Below are 16940 nucleotides of genomic sequence, written 5' to 3'. Positions count from 1 at the left end.
ATGTCTCCTCACTCGGCCGCCAGCGGCAGGCGCTCGGCCGGCGGACGGTCGAAATCCTCGAAGAAATGGTTGAGCGCACTCATCACCGGCATCGGGGTGAGCCCGCCCATGGCGCAGAGCGAGGCGTCGGTCATCAGCTTGTTGAGATCGCGCAGCACGGCGAGGTTCTTCGGCCGCTCATGGCCGGCGATGATCTTGTCGACCAGCTCGACGCCGCGTGTCGCGCCGATCCGGCAGGGCGTGCACTTGCCGCAGCTCTCCTTGGCGCAGAACTCGAAGGCGAAGCGGGCTTGCCTGGCCATGTCGACGCTGTCGTCGAAGACGACGATGCCGCCATGGCCGAGCATCGCCTTGATGCCGGCCAGAGCCTCATAGTCCATCGGCGTATCGAGCTGCTGTGCCGTGAGATAGGCGCCGAGCGGCCCGCCGACCTGCACGGCCCGGATCGGCCGGCCCGACAGCGTGCCGCCGCCTATGTCCTCGATGATTTCGCGCAGCGAGATGCCGAAGGCGAGTTCGATCAGCCCGCCGCGCCTGACATTGCCGCCAAGCTGCACCGGCAGCGTGCCACGCGAGCGGCCCATGCCGTAATCGGCATAGGCCTTGGCGCCATGCGTCAGGATCCAGGGCACCGCGGCGAAGGAGAGTACGTTGTTGACGATGGTCGGCTTGCCGAACAGGCCCTGCAGTGCCGGGATCGGCGGCTTGGCTCGGACGATGGCGCGCTTGCCTTCCAGGCTCTCCAGCAGCGAGGTCTCCTCTCCGCAGATATAGGCGCCGGCTCCCAACCGAACCTCGAGCTCGAAGGCCTTGCCCGAGCCGAGCACGGAGGCGCCCAGCACGCCGGCATTGCGCGCCTTCAGGATCGCACGCTGCAGCGCCTTGTGGGCGTGCGGATATTCCGAACGCAGATAGATGTAGCCCCGGGTCGCGCCGACCGCGATTGCGGCGATCGCCATGCCCTCGATCAACAGGAAAGGGTCGCCCTCCATCAGCATCCGGTCGGCAAAAGTGCCGCTGTCGCCCTCATCGGCATTGCAGACGATGTATTTCTGTGTCGCGCCGGCGTCGTGGACGGTCTTCCATTTGATCCCGGTCGGGAAGCCGGCACCGCCGCGGCCGCGCAGGCCGGACGCCTTCACCTCCTCGACGATCTCAACGCCTGTGAGCGAGAGCGCCTTCTCCAGGCCCTTCAGCCCGTCATGGGCGCGGTAGTCGGCGAGCGAGAGTGGATCGGTCACGCCGACGCGCTCGAAAGTCAGGCGCTGCTGGCGTTTCAGCCAGTCGAGCTCATCGACCGGACCGAGGCGCAGGCCATGGGGCCCGCCATTCTGAAAGCCGGCCTCGAACAGCGTGGCGACGTCCTTGGCCGCGACCGGGCCATAGGCGATCCGGCCTTCCCCCGTCTCAACCTCGACCATCGGCTCGAGCCAGAGCATGCCGCGCGAGCCGTTTCGGATGAACTCGACGGCGATACCGCGCGCCTGTGCCTCCTTGGCGACGGCCTGTGCCACCACTTCGGCGCCGACCGAGAGCGCGGCGGCGTCGATCGGGACGTAGATGCGGATTGCCTCGCTCATTGCTGCGCTCCGCACAGAGCGGCAATCCGGTCGGCATCGACCCGCCCGACCAACTCGCCCTCGACCAGGGCCGAGGGGCCTAGCGCGCAATTGCCAAGGCAGTAGACGGTTTCGACCACCGCATCGTGGTGGCCATCGTGGCTGTCGACGACGATGCCGTGCTCGCGCGCGAGATCCTCGACCAGCGCCTCGCAGCCGAGCGCCTGGCAGGCCTCGGCGCGGCAGAGCTTGACGATGCGGCGCGGCGGCGGGGCGGTCCTGAAGTCGTGATAGAAGGAGATGGTGCCGTGCACATCGGCCCGCGACAGGTTGAGCGCCTCGGCGATCAGCGGCACGGCCTGCGGGTCGACATAGCCGAACTCCTCCTGCAGCGCGTGCAGGATCGGCAGGGTCGCCCCTTCGAGATGAGACAGGCCCGACACAATCGAGCGCGCCTCGTCCTGATCCCAGGCTGGGTAGTGGACCATCGTCCCTCCTCCATGCGGGCCGTTCGCCCGGCCTGCGCGTTTTGAAAGAGGATGGGGAAGTTTAGGATGATTTCAAATCGTTTGTTCCGACCATATGATAGCTATGGACTATCAAAAATCACTATCATGCTCAGCCAACTCCACTCGACGGTGCGATAACCTTCGCTTATTGGTACGGAGAACGGCCGCTCCTGGCGACTTCGATAGCTGCAAGCTATTTAACGATCGGGCGCCTCGGCAGGCTGGCGTCCTCCATGGCCCCGGACATCATCAAGAGGTTGCGGGCCAGCGGAGCGGCGGGGTGGCGGTCAGCCATGATCAGGCCGATCGTGCGCTTGGCGTCGGGCTCGATCAGTGGCAGCGCCTTGGTGCCGAGCGGGACGCCGAAGAACTCCAGCAATTGCGAGGAGACGATGCTGGAGACGCCCTGAATGCCGGCATGGGAGCACAGGTTAAAGATCGAATTGGTTTCGATCGCTGGCTTGGGCGAGTGTCCGACCGAGCGGAAGATGCCGTCGATGATACGCCGGTTCTGCATGTCGGCGGTGAGCAGGCAGAGCTTGAGCCCGGCGGCTTCGGCCCAGGGGATGGTCTCGCGCTCGCCGAGCGGCCCGTCCTCGCGCGTCAGCAGCACATAGGATTCCTGGTAGATCGGCTTGGAGACGACGCGTTCGAGCGGCTCGTTGTCGAGATAGGTCAGGCCGACATCGAGCTCGAAATTGTCGATACCTTCCTGGATCTCGGTCGAGGTCAGCGACAGCACGGTGAGCGAGGCGCCGGGATAGCGGGTCGAGAACGGTGCGGTGATATGGGCGATCATCGGCAGTGCGGTGGGGACGGCGCCAAGCCTGATCCGGCCGCTGACGCCCTCGCGCAGCTCCGCGATCGCGTCCTTCATCTGATCGGCCTCGGCGAGGATGCGCCGCGCATGCGCGAGCACGACCTCGCCTTCCCTGGTCAGTCCCTGGAAGCGCCGGCCGCGCTCGACGATCAGGATGCCGAGTTCTTCTTCGAGCTGGGCGATGGCGGCCGACAGTGTCGGCTGCGAGACATGGCAGGCCTCGGCCGCCTTGCGGAAATGCTTCTCGCGGGCAAGCGCGTCGAGATAGATGAGCTGGCGGATGATCATGGCCGCATCTCAGACGTTCCTGTCGGACGGCGCCAGCTCCGGCTCGACTCCCAATTCGTGCGGCGCGCCGCGGCCAGTCTTTCCAGATTCTGGAGGGTTCCGATAGACGCAACAAAAAGGGGCCGCGGAGGCGGCCCCTTCCTGAGGAATCTGCTGGCACTCAGTTGTGGTGCGGCAACACGCCTGCGCCGCGGCCCGGCTGGGCCTCCACGTCTTTCAAGTGGTCATGATAAGCGAGGTACTGGGCCTGCTCGGCGAGCGCGCGCTGGTTCTGGGCCTGCTCGTGCACGATGCTCTCGGCACCAAGCTCGGTGGCGTAAGCCATGGAGCTCGCCCCCGAAAGCAGAAGCGCCGCTGCGATGGTGATGGTCCTGCGTGAAAGCATGACAACCTCCTGTTTGATTTAGTCGCCCTGCGGATGAGCTAGTCAGCGCAGCGCGCTTTCCAACAGCGCTGCGACGATTGCGGGCTCACATTCCCGTTACGCACCGCGGCGGGCGCGATTGCCGCTCCCCGGTAGATTGAGCCGAACGCACGAGACCGTGCCCGCAAACAGGCTCACGCAAACAGAGTCGCCGGGTTCGGGGTGTACTTGGCGACCTTGTCGCGGTCGATGGTGACGCCGAGGCCCGGCAGGTCGGGGATCGTCAGCCAGCCTTCCGCATCGAGGTCGAAAGGCCTTGCGAGGATGCCGTCGACATAGGGGCTGCCGCCGATGAACTCGACGAGATCGGCATCGGGGAAGGCGGTCGCCATCTGCAGGTCGGCGGCGAGGCCGAGCGCCGTGTTCCAGCCATGGCCGACATATCTGATGCCGAGGTCGTAGGCCATCCAGGCGATGCGCCGCTGCTCGGAGATGCCGCCGACCTTGGTGACATCCGGCTGGACGATGTCGACGGCGCCGGTGGTCAGCCAGGGGATGAAGCTCTGGCGCCTTGTCAGCACCTCGCAGCCGGCGATCGGCACCGGCGAGGAGCGACGCAGTTCGCGGTAATCGTCGATCGCGTCCGGCCGGACCGGTTCTTCGAACCAGCCAACGTCGTAATCGGCGAGCATTTCGGCGGTGCGCTTGGCCCATTTCAGCCCATGCGGCCAGAGTGCGTCGCTGGCGCCGGCATCGACGAAGAGTTTGGAGCGCTCGCCGGCCGCTTCACGGGCGGCGCGCACGATCGCCTCGTCGAGCTTGGTGTCGAGGGCCCGGCCGAACGGACCCCAGCCAATCTTGAACGCGGTGAAGCCCTTGTCGCGATAGCTCGCGACGACGTCCCGCATCGCGTCGGGCTCCTCCATCAGGAGCGAGCAATAGGGCTGCACGCGCTCGCGATAGCGGCCGCCGAGCAGCCGTCCGACGCTGAGGCCGGTGGCCTGGCCGAGAATGTCCCAGAGCGCGATGTCGATGCCGCTGATCGTATGCGTCAGGGTACCGCCGCGGCCCATCCAGAAGGTGTTCTGGTGCAGCTTCTCGCTGACGAACTCGGGCGAGAGCGCGTCGGCGCTGAGGAAGAGCGGCTCCAGCACCTTGAGCCCGGCCTGGACGAGGCGTCCGTCCGTGAAGACGCTGCCATAGCCGGTGACGCCCTGGTCGGTGTGCACCGCGATCAGGGCATGGATCGAATCCTCCGGCCTGATCTCGGCGGACCAGCCACCCTTCGGGCTTTCGCCGAACAGCGGGGCGGCCTCGATGCGGGTGATCCGGAAGGGTGGCAGTCCGGCCGGCCGGTTGCCTACGCGCGTCTGCGGAAGAGCCTGATCGTTCACTGTGCATCCCTTTCCCTGCGGCGCCTGGCGACGATGGCCTCGTAGTCCATCGCGTGGTTCATCACGGTGATGTGCTCGTCGAGCGTGCGCTCGATCGCCTCGATGTCGCCGGCCTCGAACACGGCGAGCAGGTCGACATGCTCCTCGACCACGCCGGCCATCGGCTTGCCGAAGGTGGCGAGGCCGAAAATGATCGTGCATTGCGGCGCCAGCGTCTCCCAGAGGTCGAGGGTGACGCTGTTGCCGCCGAGCCGGCAGAGCGCGCGATGAAAGCGCGTATCGGCGACGGCGACGCCATAGGCGCTGCCTCGTGCCGCCATCAGCTCCATCTCGGCGACGGCGCTGCGCAATTCGTCGAGATGGCTACCGCGATTGCGCCCGGCGGCGACGGCGCGGGCGGTCGCGCTGGCCTCGAGCGCGATGCGCGCCTCGATCAGGTCGGAGACCCGCTCATTGGTGACCGGGCGCAGCCTGATGCCCTTATAGGCCTCGCTGACCACGACGCCCTGGCTTTCGAGCAGCCGCAAGGCCTCGCGTACCGGCACGCGGCTCACCCCCCAGCTTGCGGGCGAGCTCGACCTCGACGATGCGATCGCCCGGCAGGATCAACCCGGCGGCTCCGCCGGCGATGATCGCTTCGATGGTGTGGTCGACGAGGGTCTGCGGCTGGAGCGGCTGCCAATCCGGGGCAGGGCTTCCCATCCGATCCGGTGTCGCCGTCTCGGTGGCCCCCATGCGTTCGTCCGCCTCCGGCATGCAACTCTCTCTCGCTTGACACGTCGTATGATCGTATACAATCATACGAAAACAAGAGCAAGGAGGGGCTCCGCATGTCGTCCACAAGCCGGGTTCGCTGCGAGATCGATTTTGAAGCGAGCGGCCGTCAGGCCGGCTATCTGCGCGCGCCGCTCTCCCGCAACACCTCCGGCTGGGGCGTCGTCGAGATCCCGGTCGTCAGCGTCAAGAACGGTCCTGGCCCGACGATCCTGTTCACCGGCGGTGTTCATGGCGACGAGTACGAGGGCCCGATCGCGATCTCGCGGCTCGCCCGCAGCCTCGACCCGGCTGCGATCCAGGGCCGCGTCATTATGATCCCGGCGCTCAATATCCCGGCGGTGATGAACGACACGCGGCTCTCGCCGGTCGACAACCGCGACATGAACCGCTGCTTTCCAGGCAATCCGAAGGGCACCTTTTCGGAGATGCTTGCCCATTTCGTCGACGAGATGCTGCTGCCGCTGGTCGACATCTCCGTTGATCTCCACACGGCGGGGCACTCGGGCGATTCCGCGCTCTCGACCAACATGCATTACGTTGCCGACACCGCCTTGCGCGAGCGCACCATGGCGGCGGCTGCTGCCTTCGGCGCGCCCTACAATGTCGTGTTCTGGGGCGTCGACGAAGGCGCGACGCTGACCTCGTCGGTCGAGCGGCGCGGCATCCTCTCGCTCGGCACCGAGCTCGGTGGCTGGGGCCGCGTCAATGTCGAGGGCGTGCGCATCGCCGACCGGGCCTTGACCAATATCCTCAAGCATTTCGGGCTGATGGAGGGCGAGCCGGATACGCGCCAGCGCGACGGCTCTCCCGGGACGCGCCATATGATGGTGCGGGATTCAGCTGGCTACTCCTTCGCCCCTGCGGGCGGGCTGTTCGAGCCGCGCAATGTCGTCGGCGATGCCTGCCGCGCCGGCGAGCTCGCCGGATACCTGCATTTCGTCGAGGACATCGACCGCGCCCCGCTGGAGGTGCGCTACCGCCGCGACGGGCTGCTGTGGATGTCGGCGGGACCCGGCCGCGTGCAGCGCGGCGATGCCGTGGCCGTGCTGATGGAGGATTACGACGCACTGCGTGCCGCGGCCTGACTGTCTTCGTGCCTGACCATCAATCCGGAGGGATAAGAACATGGCAAAGCACCTCATTCTCAAAGCAGCTGTCATCGCGGCCGTCGCCCTGGGAGGGGCTCAAGGGGCGCTGGCGCAGCGCAAGGGCGGCGAGGTCACCATCGGCATCAGCCAGGCGCCGCCCTCGCTCGATGCCCAGATCACCTCGGCGCAGGCATCGCGCAACGTCACGCTGCACATCTTCGAGACACTTTATGCCCGCGACGAGAACGCCAAGCCGGTGCCCGAGTTGGCCGAAGGCGTCACGGTCTCGCCTGATGGCAAGAGCTATGTCTTCCCGATCCGTAAGGACGTGACCTTCCACAACGGCAAGAAGCTCGACGCTGCCGACGTCGTCGCCTCGCTCGAACGCTATCGCAAGATCGGCGCCTCGCCGGCGCTCGTCGCCGCGATCGACACGGTCAAGGCGAGCGGCGAGCACGAGGTCACGGTCACGCTGAAGCAGGCCCAGTCGACCTTCCTCGACAATCTGTCGTCGCCGCGCGCGCCGATCGCGATCTATCCGGCGAGCGAGGCCGCCAAGGAAGCCGGCAAGATCGAGGTGATCGGCACCGGTCCCTACAAGTTCGTCGAGTACAAGCCAGACAGCCATGTGAAGCTCACCCGCTATGACGGCTACGCGTCCAATCCGAAGGGCACCGGCCGCGACGGCTTCGCCGGCAAGAAGGAAGCCTTCCTCGACGCTGTGACCTTCCGCTTCATGCCCGAGGGCGGCGCCCGCACGGCGGCGCTCGAAGCAGGCCAGATCCAGTTCAACGAGACCGTCGACGGGCCGACGGCGAAGCGGCTCGGCACCGATGCGCGCTTTACCGTCCACAAGGTGGTTCCGTTCGGCCTGCAGGTGATCAAGTTCAACCAGGCGCAGCCGCCGGCCAACGACGTGAACTTCCGCCTCGCCGTGCAGGCGGCGCTCGACATGGAGGAGATCATGGCGATCTCCTATGCCGACATCTACCAGATGGACCCGAGTTGGCTCTATCCCGGCGCCGCCTTCCACTCCACGGTCGGCAGCGACAAATACAACAAGGCCGACCTGAAACTCGCCAAGGAACTGCTCGGAAAGTCCTCCTACAAGGGCGGCAAGGTCACCTTCATCGTCGACAACCTGCGCGCCAATGTCGACACCGCGACCGTGGTGCAGCAGAAGCTCAAGGAGATCGGGATCGAGGTCGAGATCGCGGTCTCGGACTGGCCGACCGTCTCCAAGATCGGCTTCACGCCGACGAACTGGACCTTCTGGACCCATGGCTTTGGCATCGAACCCTATGAGGGGCCGGGCTCGGTGATGGCGCCCTGGGTGAACGGCCTTTCGCAGCAGGCCAAGGACCCGGAGATCGACCGGATCGCCGCCGCCTTCAACGCCGAGCTGGACGAGGGCAAGCGCAAGGCGCTCTACGACGCCTTCCAGAAGCACATGTACGACGCTGCCGTTGCGATGAAAGCCGGCAATTACGGGCTCTTCCAGGCCTCGACTGCCAAGCTCAAGAACTTCAAGCCCTATCGCATCCCCCGGATGTGGGGCGTCTGGCTCGAGCCGTGAGCCCGAGCGGCTGAACCCAAGCCTGCGGGATCAAATCCCGTGGGCCACGCCTGCGGCTTTGGCTGCCGTCATTTCGTTGATTGAGGAGCGGCATGGGTAGCTTCCTGATCCGCCGTCTGGCGGGCTCCTTCGTCGTGCTCGCCCTGGTCTCGCTGATGTCCTTCGCGCTGATCTGGCTGGTGCCGGGCGATCCGGCGGCGGCCTTTCTCGACGCCTCGGCGACACCGGCGCAGATCGCCACGCTGCGCAGCGCGCTCGGGCTCGACCTGTCGCTGCCGCAGCAGATGATCGGCTGGTACGGGCGGATTCTCAGCGGCGATCTCGGCCAGTCGATCCTGCTCAACCGCTCCGTCAGCGCAGCGCTGACCGAGCGGCTTCCAGTGACGTTGGCGCTGGCGGCGCTGGCGCTCGCCTTCGCGGTGGTGGTCGGCGTCACCGCTGGCCTCATCGCCGCGGTCAACCATAACCGTTGGCCCGATCAGGCGGTGATGACGGCGGCACTGCTCGGTCTGTCGGTTCCGGATTTCTGGCTCGGCCTGGTGATGGTCCTGGTCTTCGCGGTCTCGCTCGGCTGGCTGCCGAGTGGCGGCTTCACCGCCTTCAGCCAATCGCCGGGCGAGTGGCTCCGCTGCATGATCCTGCCGGCACTGACGCTCGGGCTCGTCCAGGTCGGCTTCATCGCCCGGATGGCGCGCGCCTCGATGCTCGACACGCTCGGGCAGGACTATGTCCGCACCGCCGATGCCAAGGGCCTCGCGAAGCTGCGCGTCGTGCTGCGGCACGCCTTGCCCAACGCGCTGATCCCGATCCTGACCGTGATCGGCATTGTTTCGGGCGCGCTGCTCGGCGGCGCCGTCATCGTCGAGCAGGTCTTCTCGATCCCGGGGATTGGCCGCCTGATCGTCGGTGCCATCGCCGCGCGCGATTTTCCGGTGCTGCAAGGCGGACTTCTGTTCCTCGCGATCGTCTATCTCTCGATCAATCTCGTGGTCGACGTCCTCTACGCCGTCGTCGATCCGCGGGTGAGACTGGCATGAGCGCGGGCGAACCGCTCGTCGGCCGCGCCGCCTGGCGACGCCTGCTGCGCCACCGCTCTTTCATGATCGGGGGCGCACTGGTGCTCGCCATGGTGCTGGTCGCGCTCGCCGCCGAAATCCTCTCGCCCTTCGATCCACTGCGCAGCAATGTCCGCGCCCGGCTGGTGGCGCCGGACGCCCTTCACTGGTTCGGCACCGACCATTTTGGCCGCGACATCCTCTCGCGCGTGATGATCGGGGCCCGCATCTCGCTCGCCATCGGTGCACTCACCGCCATTCTCGCCGGCATCGTCGGCACGCTGAGCGGCGCGGTCGCCGGCTTCTTCCCGCGCCTCGACCAGCCGATCATGCGGGTGATGGACGCGCTGATGGCGTTCCCCTCGATCGTGCTCGCCATGGTGGTCTCGGCCGTGCTCGGCGCGTCGCTGACCAATGTCGTGATCGCTCTCGCGATCGCCACGACGCCGCACACTGCCCGGATCGTGCGCGCCTCCGTGCTGCTGGAACGGGAGCTGGACTATGTCTCGGCCGCGCGTTCGATCGGCGCCGGCGAACTGACCATCCTGTTCAAGCACGTGCTGCGCAACGCCGCCGGGCCCCTGATCGTGCGATTGACCTATGTCTTCGCTATCGCGGTGCTGGCCGAGGCGGCGCTGTCCTTCGTCGGCGCCGGGCCGCCGCCGCCGGCCGCCTCCTTCGGCTCGATCATCGCCCAGGGCCGCGACTTCATGCGCGAAGCGCCGTGGATCACGGTGTTCCCGGGCCTCGCCATCATCGTCTGCGTGCTCGGCCTCAACCTGCTCGGCGACGGCCTGCGCGACGTGCTCGATCCCCGCCTGAAATTCTGACCCGCCGGAGCCTGCGATGAAACGCATCCTGATCGCCGACTGCAAGCAGGAGATCTCGTCCTTCAACCCGCTGCCCTCGCACTACGACAACTTCCTGATCCGCCATGGCGAGGGGCTCTATGAGCAGCGTGGCAATAACCAGGAGCTTGGTGGCGCGCTCGCGGTGTTCGAGGCGAGGCCCGACATCGCGGTCGTGCCGACGATCTGCGCGCGCGCCGGCAGCGCCGGGCTGCTCTCGGCGGAGGGCTGGAAGAGGCTTTCCGAGGAGGTGCTGGCCGCGATCTTCGCCAGGCTCGACGGCATCGACGGCATCTATGTCTCGCTGCATGGCGCGATGGGCGCCGATGGCGAGCTCGATCCGGAAGGCTACCTGCTGGAGAAGCTGCGCGAGCGTGTAGGCCCGGAGATGCCGATCGTCATCTCGCTCGACCTGCACGGCATCCTGACCGACCGCATGCTGAGGCAGGTCGACGGCTTTGCAATCTACTGGACCTATCCGCATGTCGACTTCGCCGACACCGGGCGGCGCGCGGCCGAACTGCTGTTGAGGCTGATGGCTGGCGGCATCCGGCCGGTCGCGGCGCGCGTGGTCATTCCGGCGCTGGTCCGCGGCGACGAACTCATCACCAAGACCGGCTGCTATGGCGAACTGCTCGCCGAATGCCGCCGGCTGGAGGAGGAGGGCAGCGTGCTCGCCGCCGGCATCATGATCGGCAACCCCTTCACCGACGTGCCGGAATTGTGCTCGCAGGTGCTGATCCTCACAGATGGCGACGCAGCGAGTGCCGAGCGGGAGGCGACAAGACTGGCACAGGAGTTCTGGCCGCTGCGCTTCCGCATGCAGGGCAAGCTCGTGCCCCTGGACCGCGCCATCGCGCAGGCGCGCAGCATCGACGGGCCGGTGATCTTTACCGACGCGGCCGATGCGACCTCCTCAGGCGCCTCGGGCGACAGCAATGCGATCCTCGCCGGCCTTCGCGTGGCCCGCTACGGCAAGCGGGTGCTGGCCCAGATTGTCGACGCGCCGGCTGCGGCCGCGGCGCATGCGGCGGGAGTCGGGGCAAATCTCTCGCTGACGCTCGGCGGCTCGATCGACCCGGCGCGCTTTCCGCCGCTGCCGGTGACCGCGAGGGTCAAGCTGCTCTCGGACGGCGAAGCCGCGCTCGAGACGATGAAGGCGCCGCTCCGGGCCGGCCCGACCGCGGTGCTGACTTATGGCAACGTCACCGTCGTCGTGATGAGCCGCTCGGTCAGCCTGTTCGACCGGGCGATGTACTACGCCAACGGGCTTGATCCGGAGGATTTCGACCTGATCGTGGTGAAGTCGCCCCATACCGAATTCCACATGTTCGACCAGTGGTGCGCGCGCAACTTCAACGTCGACGCGCCCGGCGCGACCTCGGCGAACCTGAAAAGCCTCGGCCACCGCATCTGCGCCCGCCCCATCTATCCGCTCGACGACAACGTCACCTTCGCGCCCCGCGCGACGATCTACGACCTGTGAGGACTGCGCCCATGCCCAAAATCGAGGCTGTCGACTTCTTCTATCTCGCCATGCCCGTCGTCACCGACGAAGCCGATGGCAGCCAGGACGCGCTGCTGGTGCGCGTCGCCGCCGGCGGCCATGTTGGCTGGGGCGAATGCGAGGCGGCGCCACTGCCGTCGATTGCCGCCTTCATCTGCCCGATGTCGCACGGGGTCTGCCGGCCTGTCGCCGATTCCGTCCTCGGCCAGGCACTGGATGGCCCGGAGGATATTGCCCGCATCGCCGCCGCGGTCGCCTATAACTCGATGGACCTGCTGCAGGCGCCGCATACCTTCTCCGGCGTCGAGATGGCCTTGTGGGACATCCTTGGCAAATTGCGCTCCGAGCCGGTCTGGCGCCTGCTCGGCTATCGCCAGAGCCACCCCAAGACGCCCTATGCTTCCGTCCTGTTCGGTGACACGCCGCAGGAGACGCTGGAGCGTGCGCGGGATGCCAGGAAGCGGAGTTTCCGAGCCGCCAAGTTCGGCTGGGGGCCGATTGGCCGCGGCAGCGTCGAGGCCGATGCTGAGCATTTCGTCGCGGCGCGGGAAGGGCTCGGAGCGGATGGAATTCTCTTGGTCGATACCGGCCAGATCTTCATCGAGGACGTCGAGCGTGCGGCCGCCCGCTTGCCGGCGATGGAAAAGGCGGATGTCCGCTGGTTCGAGGAACCCTTCCACGCCAGTGCTCTCGAAGCCTATGGCGCGCTCGCCGGGCGCAGCCCCAAGGTGCGCCTCGCCGGTGGCGAAGGCGCCCACAATGAATCCATGGCCAAGCAGCTGATCGACTATGGCGGCATCGGCTACGTCCAGATCGATTGCGGGCGGATCGGCGGCATCGGTCCCTCGAAGGCGGTGGCGGACTATGCGGTGGCGAAGGGCGTGACCTTCGTCAACCACACCTTCACCTCGCATCTCGCCCTCTCGGCCTCGCTGCAGCCCTATGCCGGGCTCGCCGATCACGAGATCTGCGAGTATCCGGCGATGCCGAAGCCGCTCGCCACGGCGATCTCCGCCAATCATCTGGAGCGCGATGCGCAGGGGCAGGTCGCAGCGCCCGATGCGCCCGGCCTCGGCATCGAGGTCGCGACAACCGCGCTGCAGAGCTACCTGCAGGACGTCGAAATCACGGTCCAGGGCAAGCGGCTCTACAGCACGCCCAGCCTCTGAACGGCGCTTGACGATATAGCGCCGCCTTATAGGGTGGGCGCGATCGAGGTTCTCCGGGTTGCTTCCGGAGCTAAGAGGGAATTCGGTGAGGCGCCCCGCGCCAAAGCCGAGGCTGCCCCCGCAACTGTAAGCGGCGAGCTCTCCGTCCATCGTCCACTGGCGCTCCTTGCGCTGGGAAGGCCGGGCGGAACCGGCGTCGACCCGCGAGCCAGGAGACCTGCCCCGATCGTCGAAGACGTCTTTCGGGCGGGGTGTCCCGGAGGTGTGCATCAGTGGCGGTCGCCTGAGCCCGCCATCTGTCCACATCCCCTGCGCAGCTCCCATCCGTCATCTCGGGGAGCGATGAAGTCCATGTTCATGACGACCGCCATGCGCGCTACCGCGCAGAGCTTGACGGCTGCGTGCCGTCCACTCTATCAGAAATGCAACATTGTTACATTTGAGGTTTGCCCTGTGCCGACTGCGCGCCAATTCGCCCGCCTGCTGCAATGGCCCGCCGCGGCGCTTCTCGGCACGTCGCTCGCGGGTGCAGCCTCTGCTGCGCCGACACAGTATCCGCTGACACTGGAGAACTGCCGCGAGAGCGTGACCTTCGCCGCGCCGCCCAAGCGCATCGTCGCGATCGGCCAGACGCAGACGGAGATCCTCTACGCCCTCGGCCTCGGCGACCGCGTCGTCGGCACGGCGGTCTGGTTCTCGCCCGTCGCCATGCCCTATGAAGCCGTCAACGCCAAGGTGAAGCGCCTTGCCGACAATGATCCGAGCTTCGAGGCGGTGCTGGCGCAGGAGCCCGACCTCGTCACCGCGATGTTCGAATGGCATGTCGGGCCCAACGGCATCGTCGGCAAGCGCGACCAGTTCGCCAAGGTCAAGGTTCCGACTTACGTCTCGCCGACCGATTGCGTCGGCAAGGACAATTCCGGCGCCGGCGACGGCGTGCGCACCCAGATGTTCACGATGGAGCTGGTCTATCGCAACATCCGCGAGTTCGGGCAGATCTTCGACGTCGCCGATCGGGCCGAGAAACTCGTGGCCGAGCTTAAGGCGCGCGAGGACAAGGCGGTCCAGGCGGTGGCGAACGTCAAGGCCAGGGACGTGCCGGTCGTGGTCTGGTTCTCCAGCAAGGAGATCAAGGGCGACGGCTTCATGGCCGGCAGGAACGGCGTGCCCGCCTACATCCTGTCGAAGCTCGGCGCCCGTAACATCATCACGACCAATGAGGAGTGGCCGCTGGTCGGCTGGGAGAGCATCGCCGCCGCCAATCCCGCGGTGATCGTCACGGTGAAGATGGACCGCCGCCGCTTCCCGGCTGATGACATCGAGAAGAAGCTCGATTTCCTCAAGACGGATCCTGTCGCCAGCAAGCTCGATGCGGTGAAGAACCAGCGCGTCGTCATCATCGATGTCGGCGCGACCCGTGCCGGTCTCGACACGGTCGACGGCATCGAGACGCTCGCCAAGGCGATCTCAGGCTTCGGCCTCTCCCCTTGAGCCACGCTGCCCACGGCCCGAACTGGCCAGCGCGGATCGCCATCGCGCTGGCGTCACTCGCTGCGCTCACCGTCTCGGTGGCGCTGGCGGTGACGATCGGCGAGATGCGCATCCCGTTTGATACGGCGCTGCGGGCACTCGGCAACGGGCTGTTCGATCTCGGCTTCCCTGTGAGCGCGATCCAGCAGGGCGTGATCTTCGACTATCGCCTGAGCCGGGCGCTGATGGCTGGCTTGTGCGGTGGGGCTCTGGCGCTTTCGGGCGCGATCCTGCAGGCGCTGCTGCGTAACCCGCTGGCGGAGCCCTATGTGCTGGGCATTTCCGCCGGCGCCTCGACCGGCGCCGTCGCGGTGCTGATCCTCGGCGTCGGCATCGGCGGCACGGCGCTGAGCGTCTCGGCCGGGGCCTTCATCGGCTCCTGCGCTGCGCTCGCCGTGGTCGCGCTGCTGGCGACGGGGGCGGGCGGCGCGAGCGATCGCGTCATCCTTGCCGGCGTCGCCACCTCGCAGCTTTTCAATGCCGCGACCGCGACGATCGTCACGACAATGGCCAGCGCCGAACAGGCGCGCGGTGTGATGTTCTGGCTCCTGGGGAATTTCGGCGGTGTGCGCTGGCCGGACCTCTGGATCGCGGCCCCGGTCGCCTTCATCGGCTTTGCCATCTGCATGCTGCACGCCAAGGTGCTCGACGCCTTCGCCTTCGGCGTCGATGCCGCGGCCTCGCTCGGTATTGCGGTTATCAGGGTGAAGGTCGTCCTCTTGGCCACGACCGCGGTAATGACGGCGGTGATGGTCTCGATCGTCGGCACGGTCGGTTTCGTCGGGCTGATCATTCCGCACGCCGCCCGCTTCCTCGTCGGCTCCGGCCACGCCCGGCTGCTGCCGGCCTGCCTCGTCATCGGCGCGATCTTCATGATCCTCGCCGACATCCTGTCGCGTATCCTGATCCCGCAGCAGATCCTGCCGATTGGCGTTGTGACCGCGCTGTTCGGTGCGCCGGTCTTCGCCCTGATCCTCTACCGTGCGAGGCAGCCGGCATGACGCTCGCGACCCGCGAGGCGCGCTGGGGCGCCGCCGGCCGGATGATCGTCGACGGGGTGACCCTACAGGCTGCGCCCGGCCGGGTGCTCGGGCTGATCGGGCCGAATGGCTCGGGCAAATCGAGCCTGCTGCGGCTGCTCTGCCGCCTGCGCAATGTCGCCAGCGGCGTCGTCACCCTCGACGGCCGCGACATCGCCGCCGTGCCGCGCCGCGATCTCGCCCGCCGCCTCGCCTTCGTCGAGCAGCAGGCGACGACCGAGATTCAGCTCTCGGTCTGCGATGTCGTCCGCCTCGGCCGCACGCCGCATCGCGCCGCGCTCGCCTCGTGGAACGACGCCGACGAAGCCGCCGTGAACGAGGCGCTGGCAAGGGTCGGGCTCACGGAGCGGCACGACCAGTTCTGGCACACGCTTTCAGGGGGAGAGCGCCAGCGCGTCCATATCGCCCGGGCGTTGGCACAGGAACCGAGCGAACTCATCCTGGACGAGCCGACCAACCATCTCGACATTCAGCATCAGCTCTCGATCCTGGGACTGGTCCGCCGCCTCGGCATCACCTGCATCATGGCGCTGCACGATCTCAACCTCGCCGCCATGTTCTGCGACGAGATCGCGCTGCTGCATGAGGGGCGGTTGCAGGCGGCAGGTCCTCCGGACGAGGTTCTCACACCCGAGGCGATCCAGCGCATCTTCGGCGTCGCGGTCTCGATCCGCGAGGGGGCGTCGGGACGCCGGCACATCGAATATCTGGTCGAGACGGAACGGAGGCAGTCGTGAAAGCAGCTGAGGCACAGGCCCAGGTTTCCGATTACTGGACCCGGCGCGCGCCGGCGTTCGATGGCGTCGCCTCCCACATCGCGCAGGCTTCGCTCTGGCGCGACGTCCTCGCTGCCGCCTTCGAGACGCAAGGCGCGAAGGATCTGGTCGACCTCGGCACGGGGACGGGGGCCTGCGCACTGATCGCAGCTTCGCTCGGCCATCGCGTGCGCGCCTGCGACGGCTCCGAAGGCATGCTCGCTGCCGCCCGGCAGGCCGCCGAGGCGTCCGGGCTCGAGGTCAGCTTCGAACAGGCCCTGATCGAGGAGGCGCCGTTCGCGCCAGCTTCCGCCGATATCGTGACGCTGCGCAACGTCCTCTGGACGCTTCCCGAGCCGATGGCAGCGCTGCGCAAGGCGCAACTGATCCTGCGCCCGGGCGGCCTGGTGCTGGTCTCGGACGGGCTCTGGTCGGTCGCGGCGCAATATCGCTCGACCTATCCGGGCAGCCTCGCCGCCAGCCTGCCGCGCCATGACGGGCTGACGGAGGGCGATGCCCGGGCAATGCTGACCGAAGCGGGGTTCGGTCCGGCTCAGAGCTGGCAGCATCTGTTCTCGGCGTCGCCTTATCCCGGCGATGTGCCGATGTTCGTGCTGACGGCGCGAAAAAGCTGAAGCTGCCTGCGGCTCATGACGGCCGG

At 67.1% G+C, this 16940-nt stretch carries 17 protein-coding genes and 1 riboswitch; of the genes, 10 read left to right on the top strand and 7 right to left on the bottom strand.

Going from position 1 to position 16940, the window contains the following annotated elements:
* Positions 1-8: 8 nt before the first annotated feature.
* The 7 genes from QO058_RS13560 to QO058_RS13530 form a co-directional block, all read right to left on the bottom strand.
* Positions 9-1580: a formate dehydrogenase beta subunit gene (locus tag QO058_RS13560; RefSeq protein WP_284172540.1), complete on the bottom strand. Its 1572-nt coding sequence runs from the start codon at positions 1578-1580 to the stop codon at positions 9-11.
* Complete coding sequence (locus tag QO058_RS13555) at positions 1577-2047, bottom strand: NAD(P)H-dependent oxidoreductase subunit E (RefSeq protein WP_284172539.1); 471 nt, start codon at positions 2045-2047, stop codon at positions 1577-1579. The genes QO058_RS13560 and QO058_RS13555 overlap by 4 nt, the downstream gene beginning before the upstream one ends.
* Positions 2048-2261: 214 nt before the next feature.
* Positions 2262-3176, bottom strand: coding sequence for a LysR family transcriptional regulator (locus QO058_RS13550; protein ID WP_284172538.1), 915 nt, complete (start codon positions 3174-3176; stop codon positions 2262-2264).
* Between the two features lie 160 nt (positions 3177-3336).
* Complete coding sequence (locus tag QO058_RS13545; RefSeq protein WP_284172537.1) at positions 3337-3561, bottom strand: hypothetical protein; 225 nt, start codon at positions 3559-3561, stop codon at positions 3337-3339.
* Between the two features lie 173 nt (positions 3562-3734).
* Positions 3735-4934 (bottom strand): mandelate racemase/muconate lactonizing enzyme family protein, encoded by a 1200-nt coding sequence (locus QO058_RS13540; RefSeq protein WP_284172536.1) that lies wholly within the window; start codon positions 4932-4934, stop codon positions 3735-3737.
* Positions 4931-5479, bottom strand: a complete 549-nt coding sequence (locus QO058_RS13535; protein WP_284172535.1) for a GntR family transcriptional regulator — start codon at positions 5477-5479, stop codon at positions 4931-4933. The genes QO058_RS13540 and QO058_RS13535 overlap by 4 nt, the downstream gene beginning before the upstream one ends.
* Positions 5415-5690 carry a hypothetical protein gene (locus QO058_RS13530; protein ID WP_284172534.1) on the bottom strand — a complete coding sequence of 92 codons (276 nt, stop codon included), beginning with the start codon at positions 5688-5690 and terminating at the stop codon, positions 5415-5417. Before QO058_RS13530 ends, QO058_RS13535 begins: the two co-directional genes overlap by 65 nt.
* A gap of 74 nt (positions 5691-5764) precedes the next feature.
* Between QO058_RS13530 and QO058_RS13525 the strand changes: the two genes are divergently transcribed.
* The 10 genes from QO058_RS13525 (at position 5765) to QO058_RS13480 (ending at position 16914) form a co-directional block, all read left to right on the top strand.
* Entirely contained in the window at positions 5765-6796 is a 1032-nt protein-coding gene (locus QO058_RS13525; RefSeq protein ID WP_284172533.1) for a succinylglutamate desuccinylase/aspartoacylase family protein, read from the top strand.
* Between the two features lie 40 nt (positions 6797-6836).
* Positions 6837-8375: an ABC transporter substrate-binding protein gene (locus QO058_RS13520; protein WP_284172532.1), complete on the top strand. Its 1539-nt coding sequence runs from the start codon at positions 6837-6839 to the stop codon at positions 8373-8375.
* Between the two features lie 92 nt (positions 8376-8467).
* Positions 8468-9412, top strand: coding sequence for an ABC transporter permease (locus tag QO058_RS13515; RefSeq protein ID WP_284172531.1), 945 nt, complete (start codon positions 8468-8470; stop codon positions 9410-9412).
* A complete protein-coding gene (locus QO058_RS13510; RefSeq protein ID WP_284172530.1) occupies positions 9409-10260 on the top strand; it encodes an ABC transporter permease in 852 nt (283 codons plus the stop codon). The genes QO058_RS13515 and QO058_RS13510 overlap by 4 nt, the downstream gene beginning before the upstream one ends.
* A gap of 16 nt (positions 10261-10276) precedes the next feature.
* Entirely contained in the window at positions 10277-11764 is a 1488-nt protein-coding gene (locus QO058_RS13505; protein WP_284172529.1) for a M81 family metallopeptidase, read from the top strand.
* Positions 11765-11775: 11 nt separating this feature from the next.
* Entirely contained in the window at positions 11776-12954 is a 1179-nt protein-coding gene (locus QO058_RS13500) for a mandelate racemase/muconate lactonizing enzyme family protein (RefSeq protein WP_284172528.1), read from the top strand.
* Between the two features lie 29 nt (positions 12955-12983).
* Positions 12984-13193, top strand: a riboswitch (cobalamin riboswitch).
* 241 nt (positions 13194-13434) lie between these two features.
* Positions 13435-14445 carry an ABC transporter substrate-binding protein gene (locus QO058_RS13495; RefSeq protein WP_284172896.1) on the top strand — a complete coding sequence of 337 codons (1011 nt, stop codon included), beginning with the start codon at positions 13435-13437 and terminating at the stop codon, positions 14443-14445.
* A complete protein-coding gene (locus QO058_RS13490; RefSeq protein ID WP_284172527.1) occupies positions 14442-15485 on the top strand; it encodes a FecCD family ABC transporter permease in 1044 nt (347 codons plus the stop codon). The genes QO058_RS13495 and QO058_RS13490 overlap by 4 nt, the downstream gene beginning before the upstream one ends.
* Positions 15482-16261, top strand: a complete 780-nt coding sequence (locus QO058_RS13485) for an ABC transporter ATP-binding protein (RefSeq protein WP_284172526.1) — start codon at positions 15482-15484, stop codon at positions 16259-16261. The genes QO058_RS13490 and QO058_RS13485 overlap by 4 nt, the downstream gene beginning before the upstream one ends.
* Positions 16258-16914, top strand: a complete 657-nt coding sequence (locus tag QO058_RS13480) for a class I SAM-dependent methyltransferase (protein ID WP_284172525.1) — start codon at positions 16258-16260, stop codon at positions 16912-16914. The genes QO058_RS13485 and QO058_RS13480 overlap by 4 nt, the downstream gene beginning before the upstream one ends.
* The last annotated feature ends 26 nt before the right edge of the window (positions 16915-16940 follow it).

It is taken from the genome of Bosea vestrisii, assembly GCF_030144325.1.
Lineage (GTDB): Bacteria > Pseudomonadota > Alphaproteobacteria > Rhizobiales > Beijerinckiaceae > Allobosea > Allobosea vestrisii_A.
This window is presented reverse-complemented; position numbering and strand designations above follow the sequence as displayed.

Excerpts from the sequence above, each read along its gene's own strand:
- QO058_RS13500 (WP_284172528.1), top strand. The coding sequence starts at position 11,776 with ATGCCCAAAATCGAGGCTGTCGACTTCTTCTATCTCGCCATGCCCGTC.
- QO058_RS13550 (WP_284172538.1), bottom strand. The coding sequence starts at position 3,176 with ATGATCATCCGCCAGCTCATCTATCTCGACGCGCTTGCCCGCGAGAAG.
- QO058_RS13485 (WP_284172526.1), top strand. The coding sequence starts at position 15,482 with ATGACGCTCGCGACCCGCGAGGCGCGCTGGGGCGCCGCCGGCCGGATG.
- QO058_RS13505 (WP_284172529.1), top strand. The coding sequence starts at position 10,277 with ATGAAACGCATCCTGATCGCCGACTGCAAGCAGGAGATCTCGTCCTTC.
- QO058_RS13530 (WP_284172534.1), bottom strand. The coding sequence starts at position 5,690 with ATGCCGGAGGCGGACGAACGCATGGGGGCCACCGAGACGGCGACACCG.
- QO058_RS13515 (WP_284172531.1), top strand. The coding sequence starts at position 8,468 with ATGGGTAGCTTCCTGATCCGCCGTCTGGCGGGCTCCTTCGTCGTGCTC.
- QO058_RS13510 (WP_284172530.1), top strand. The coding sequence starts at position 9,409 with ATGAGCGCGGGCGAACCGCTCGTCGGCCGCGCCGCCTGGCGACGCCTG.
- QO058_RS13525 (WP_284172533.1), top strand. The coding sequence starts at position 5,765 with ATGTCGTCCACAAGCCGGGTTCGCTGCGAGATCGATTTTGAAGCGAGC.
- QO058_RS13560 (WP_284172540.1), bottom strand. The coding sequence starts at position 1,580 with ATGAGCGAGGCAATCCGCATCTACGTCCCGATCGACGCCGCCGCGCTC.
- QO058_RS13555 (WP_284172539.1), bottom strand. The coding sequence starts at position 2,047 with ATGGTCCACTACCCAGCCTGGGATCAGGACGAGGCGCGCTCGATTGTG.
- QO058_RS13520 (WP_284172532.1), top strand. The coding sequence starts at position 6,837 with ATGGCAAAGCACCTCATTCTCAAAGCAGCTGTCATCGCGGCCGTCGCC.
- QO058_RS13545 (WP_284172537.1), bottom strand. The coding sequence starts at position 3,561 with ATGCTTTCACGCAGGACCATCACCATCGCAGCGGCGCTTCTGCTTTCG.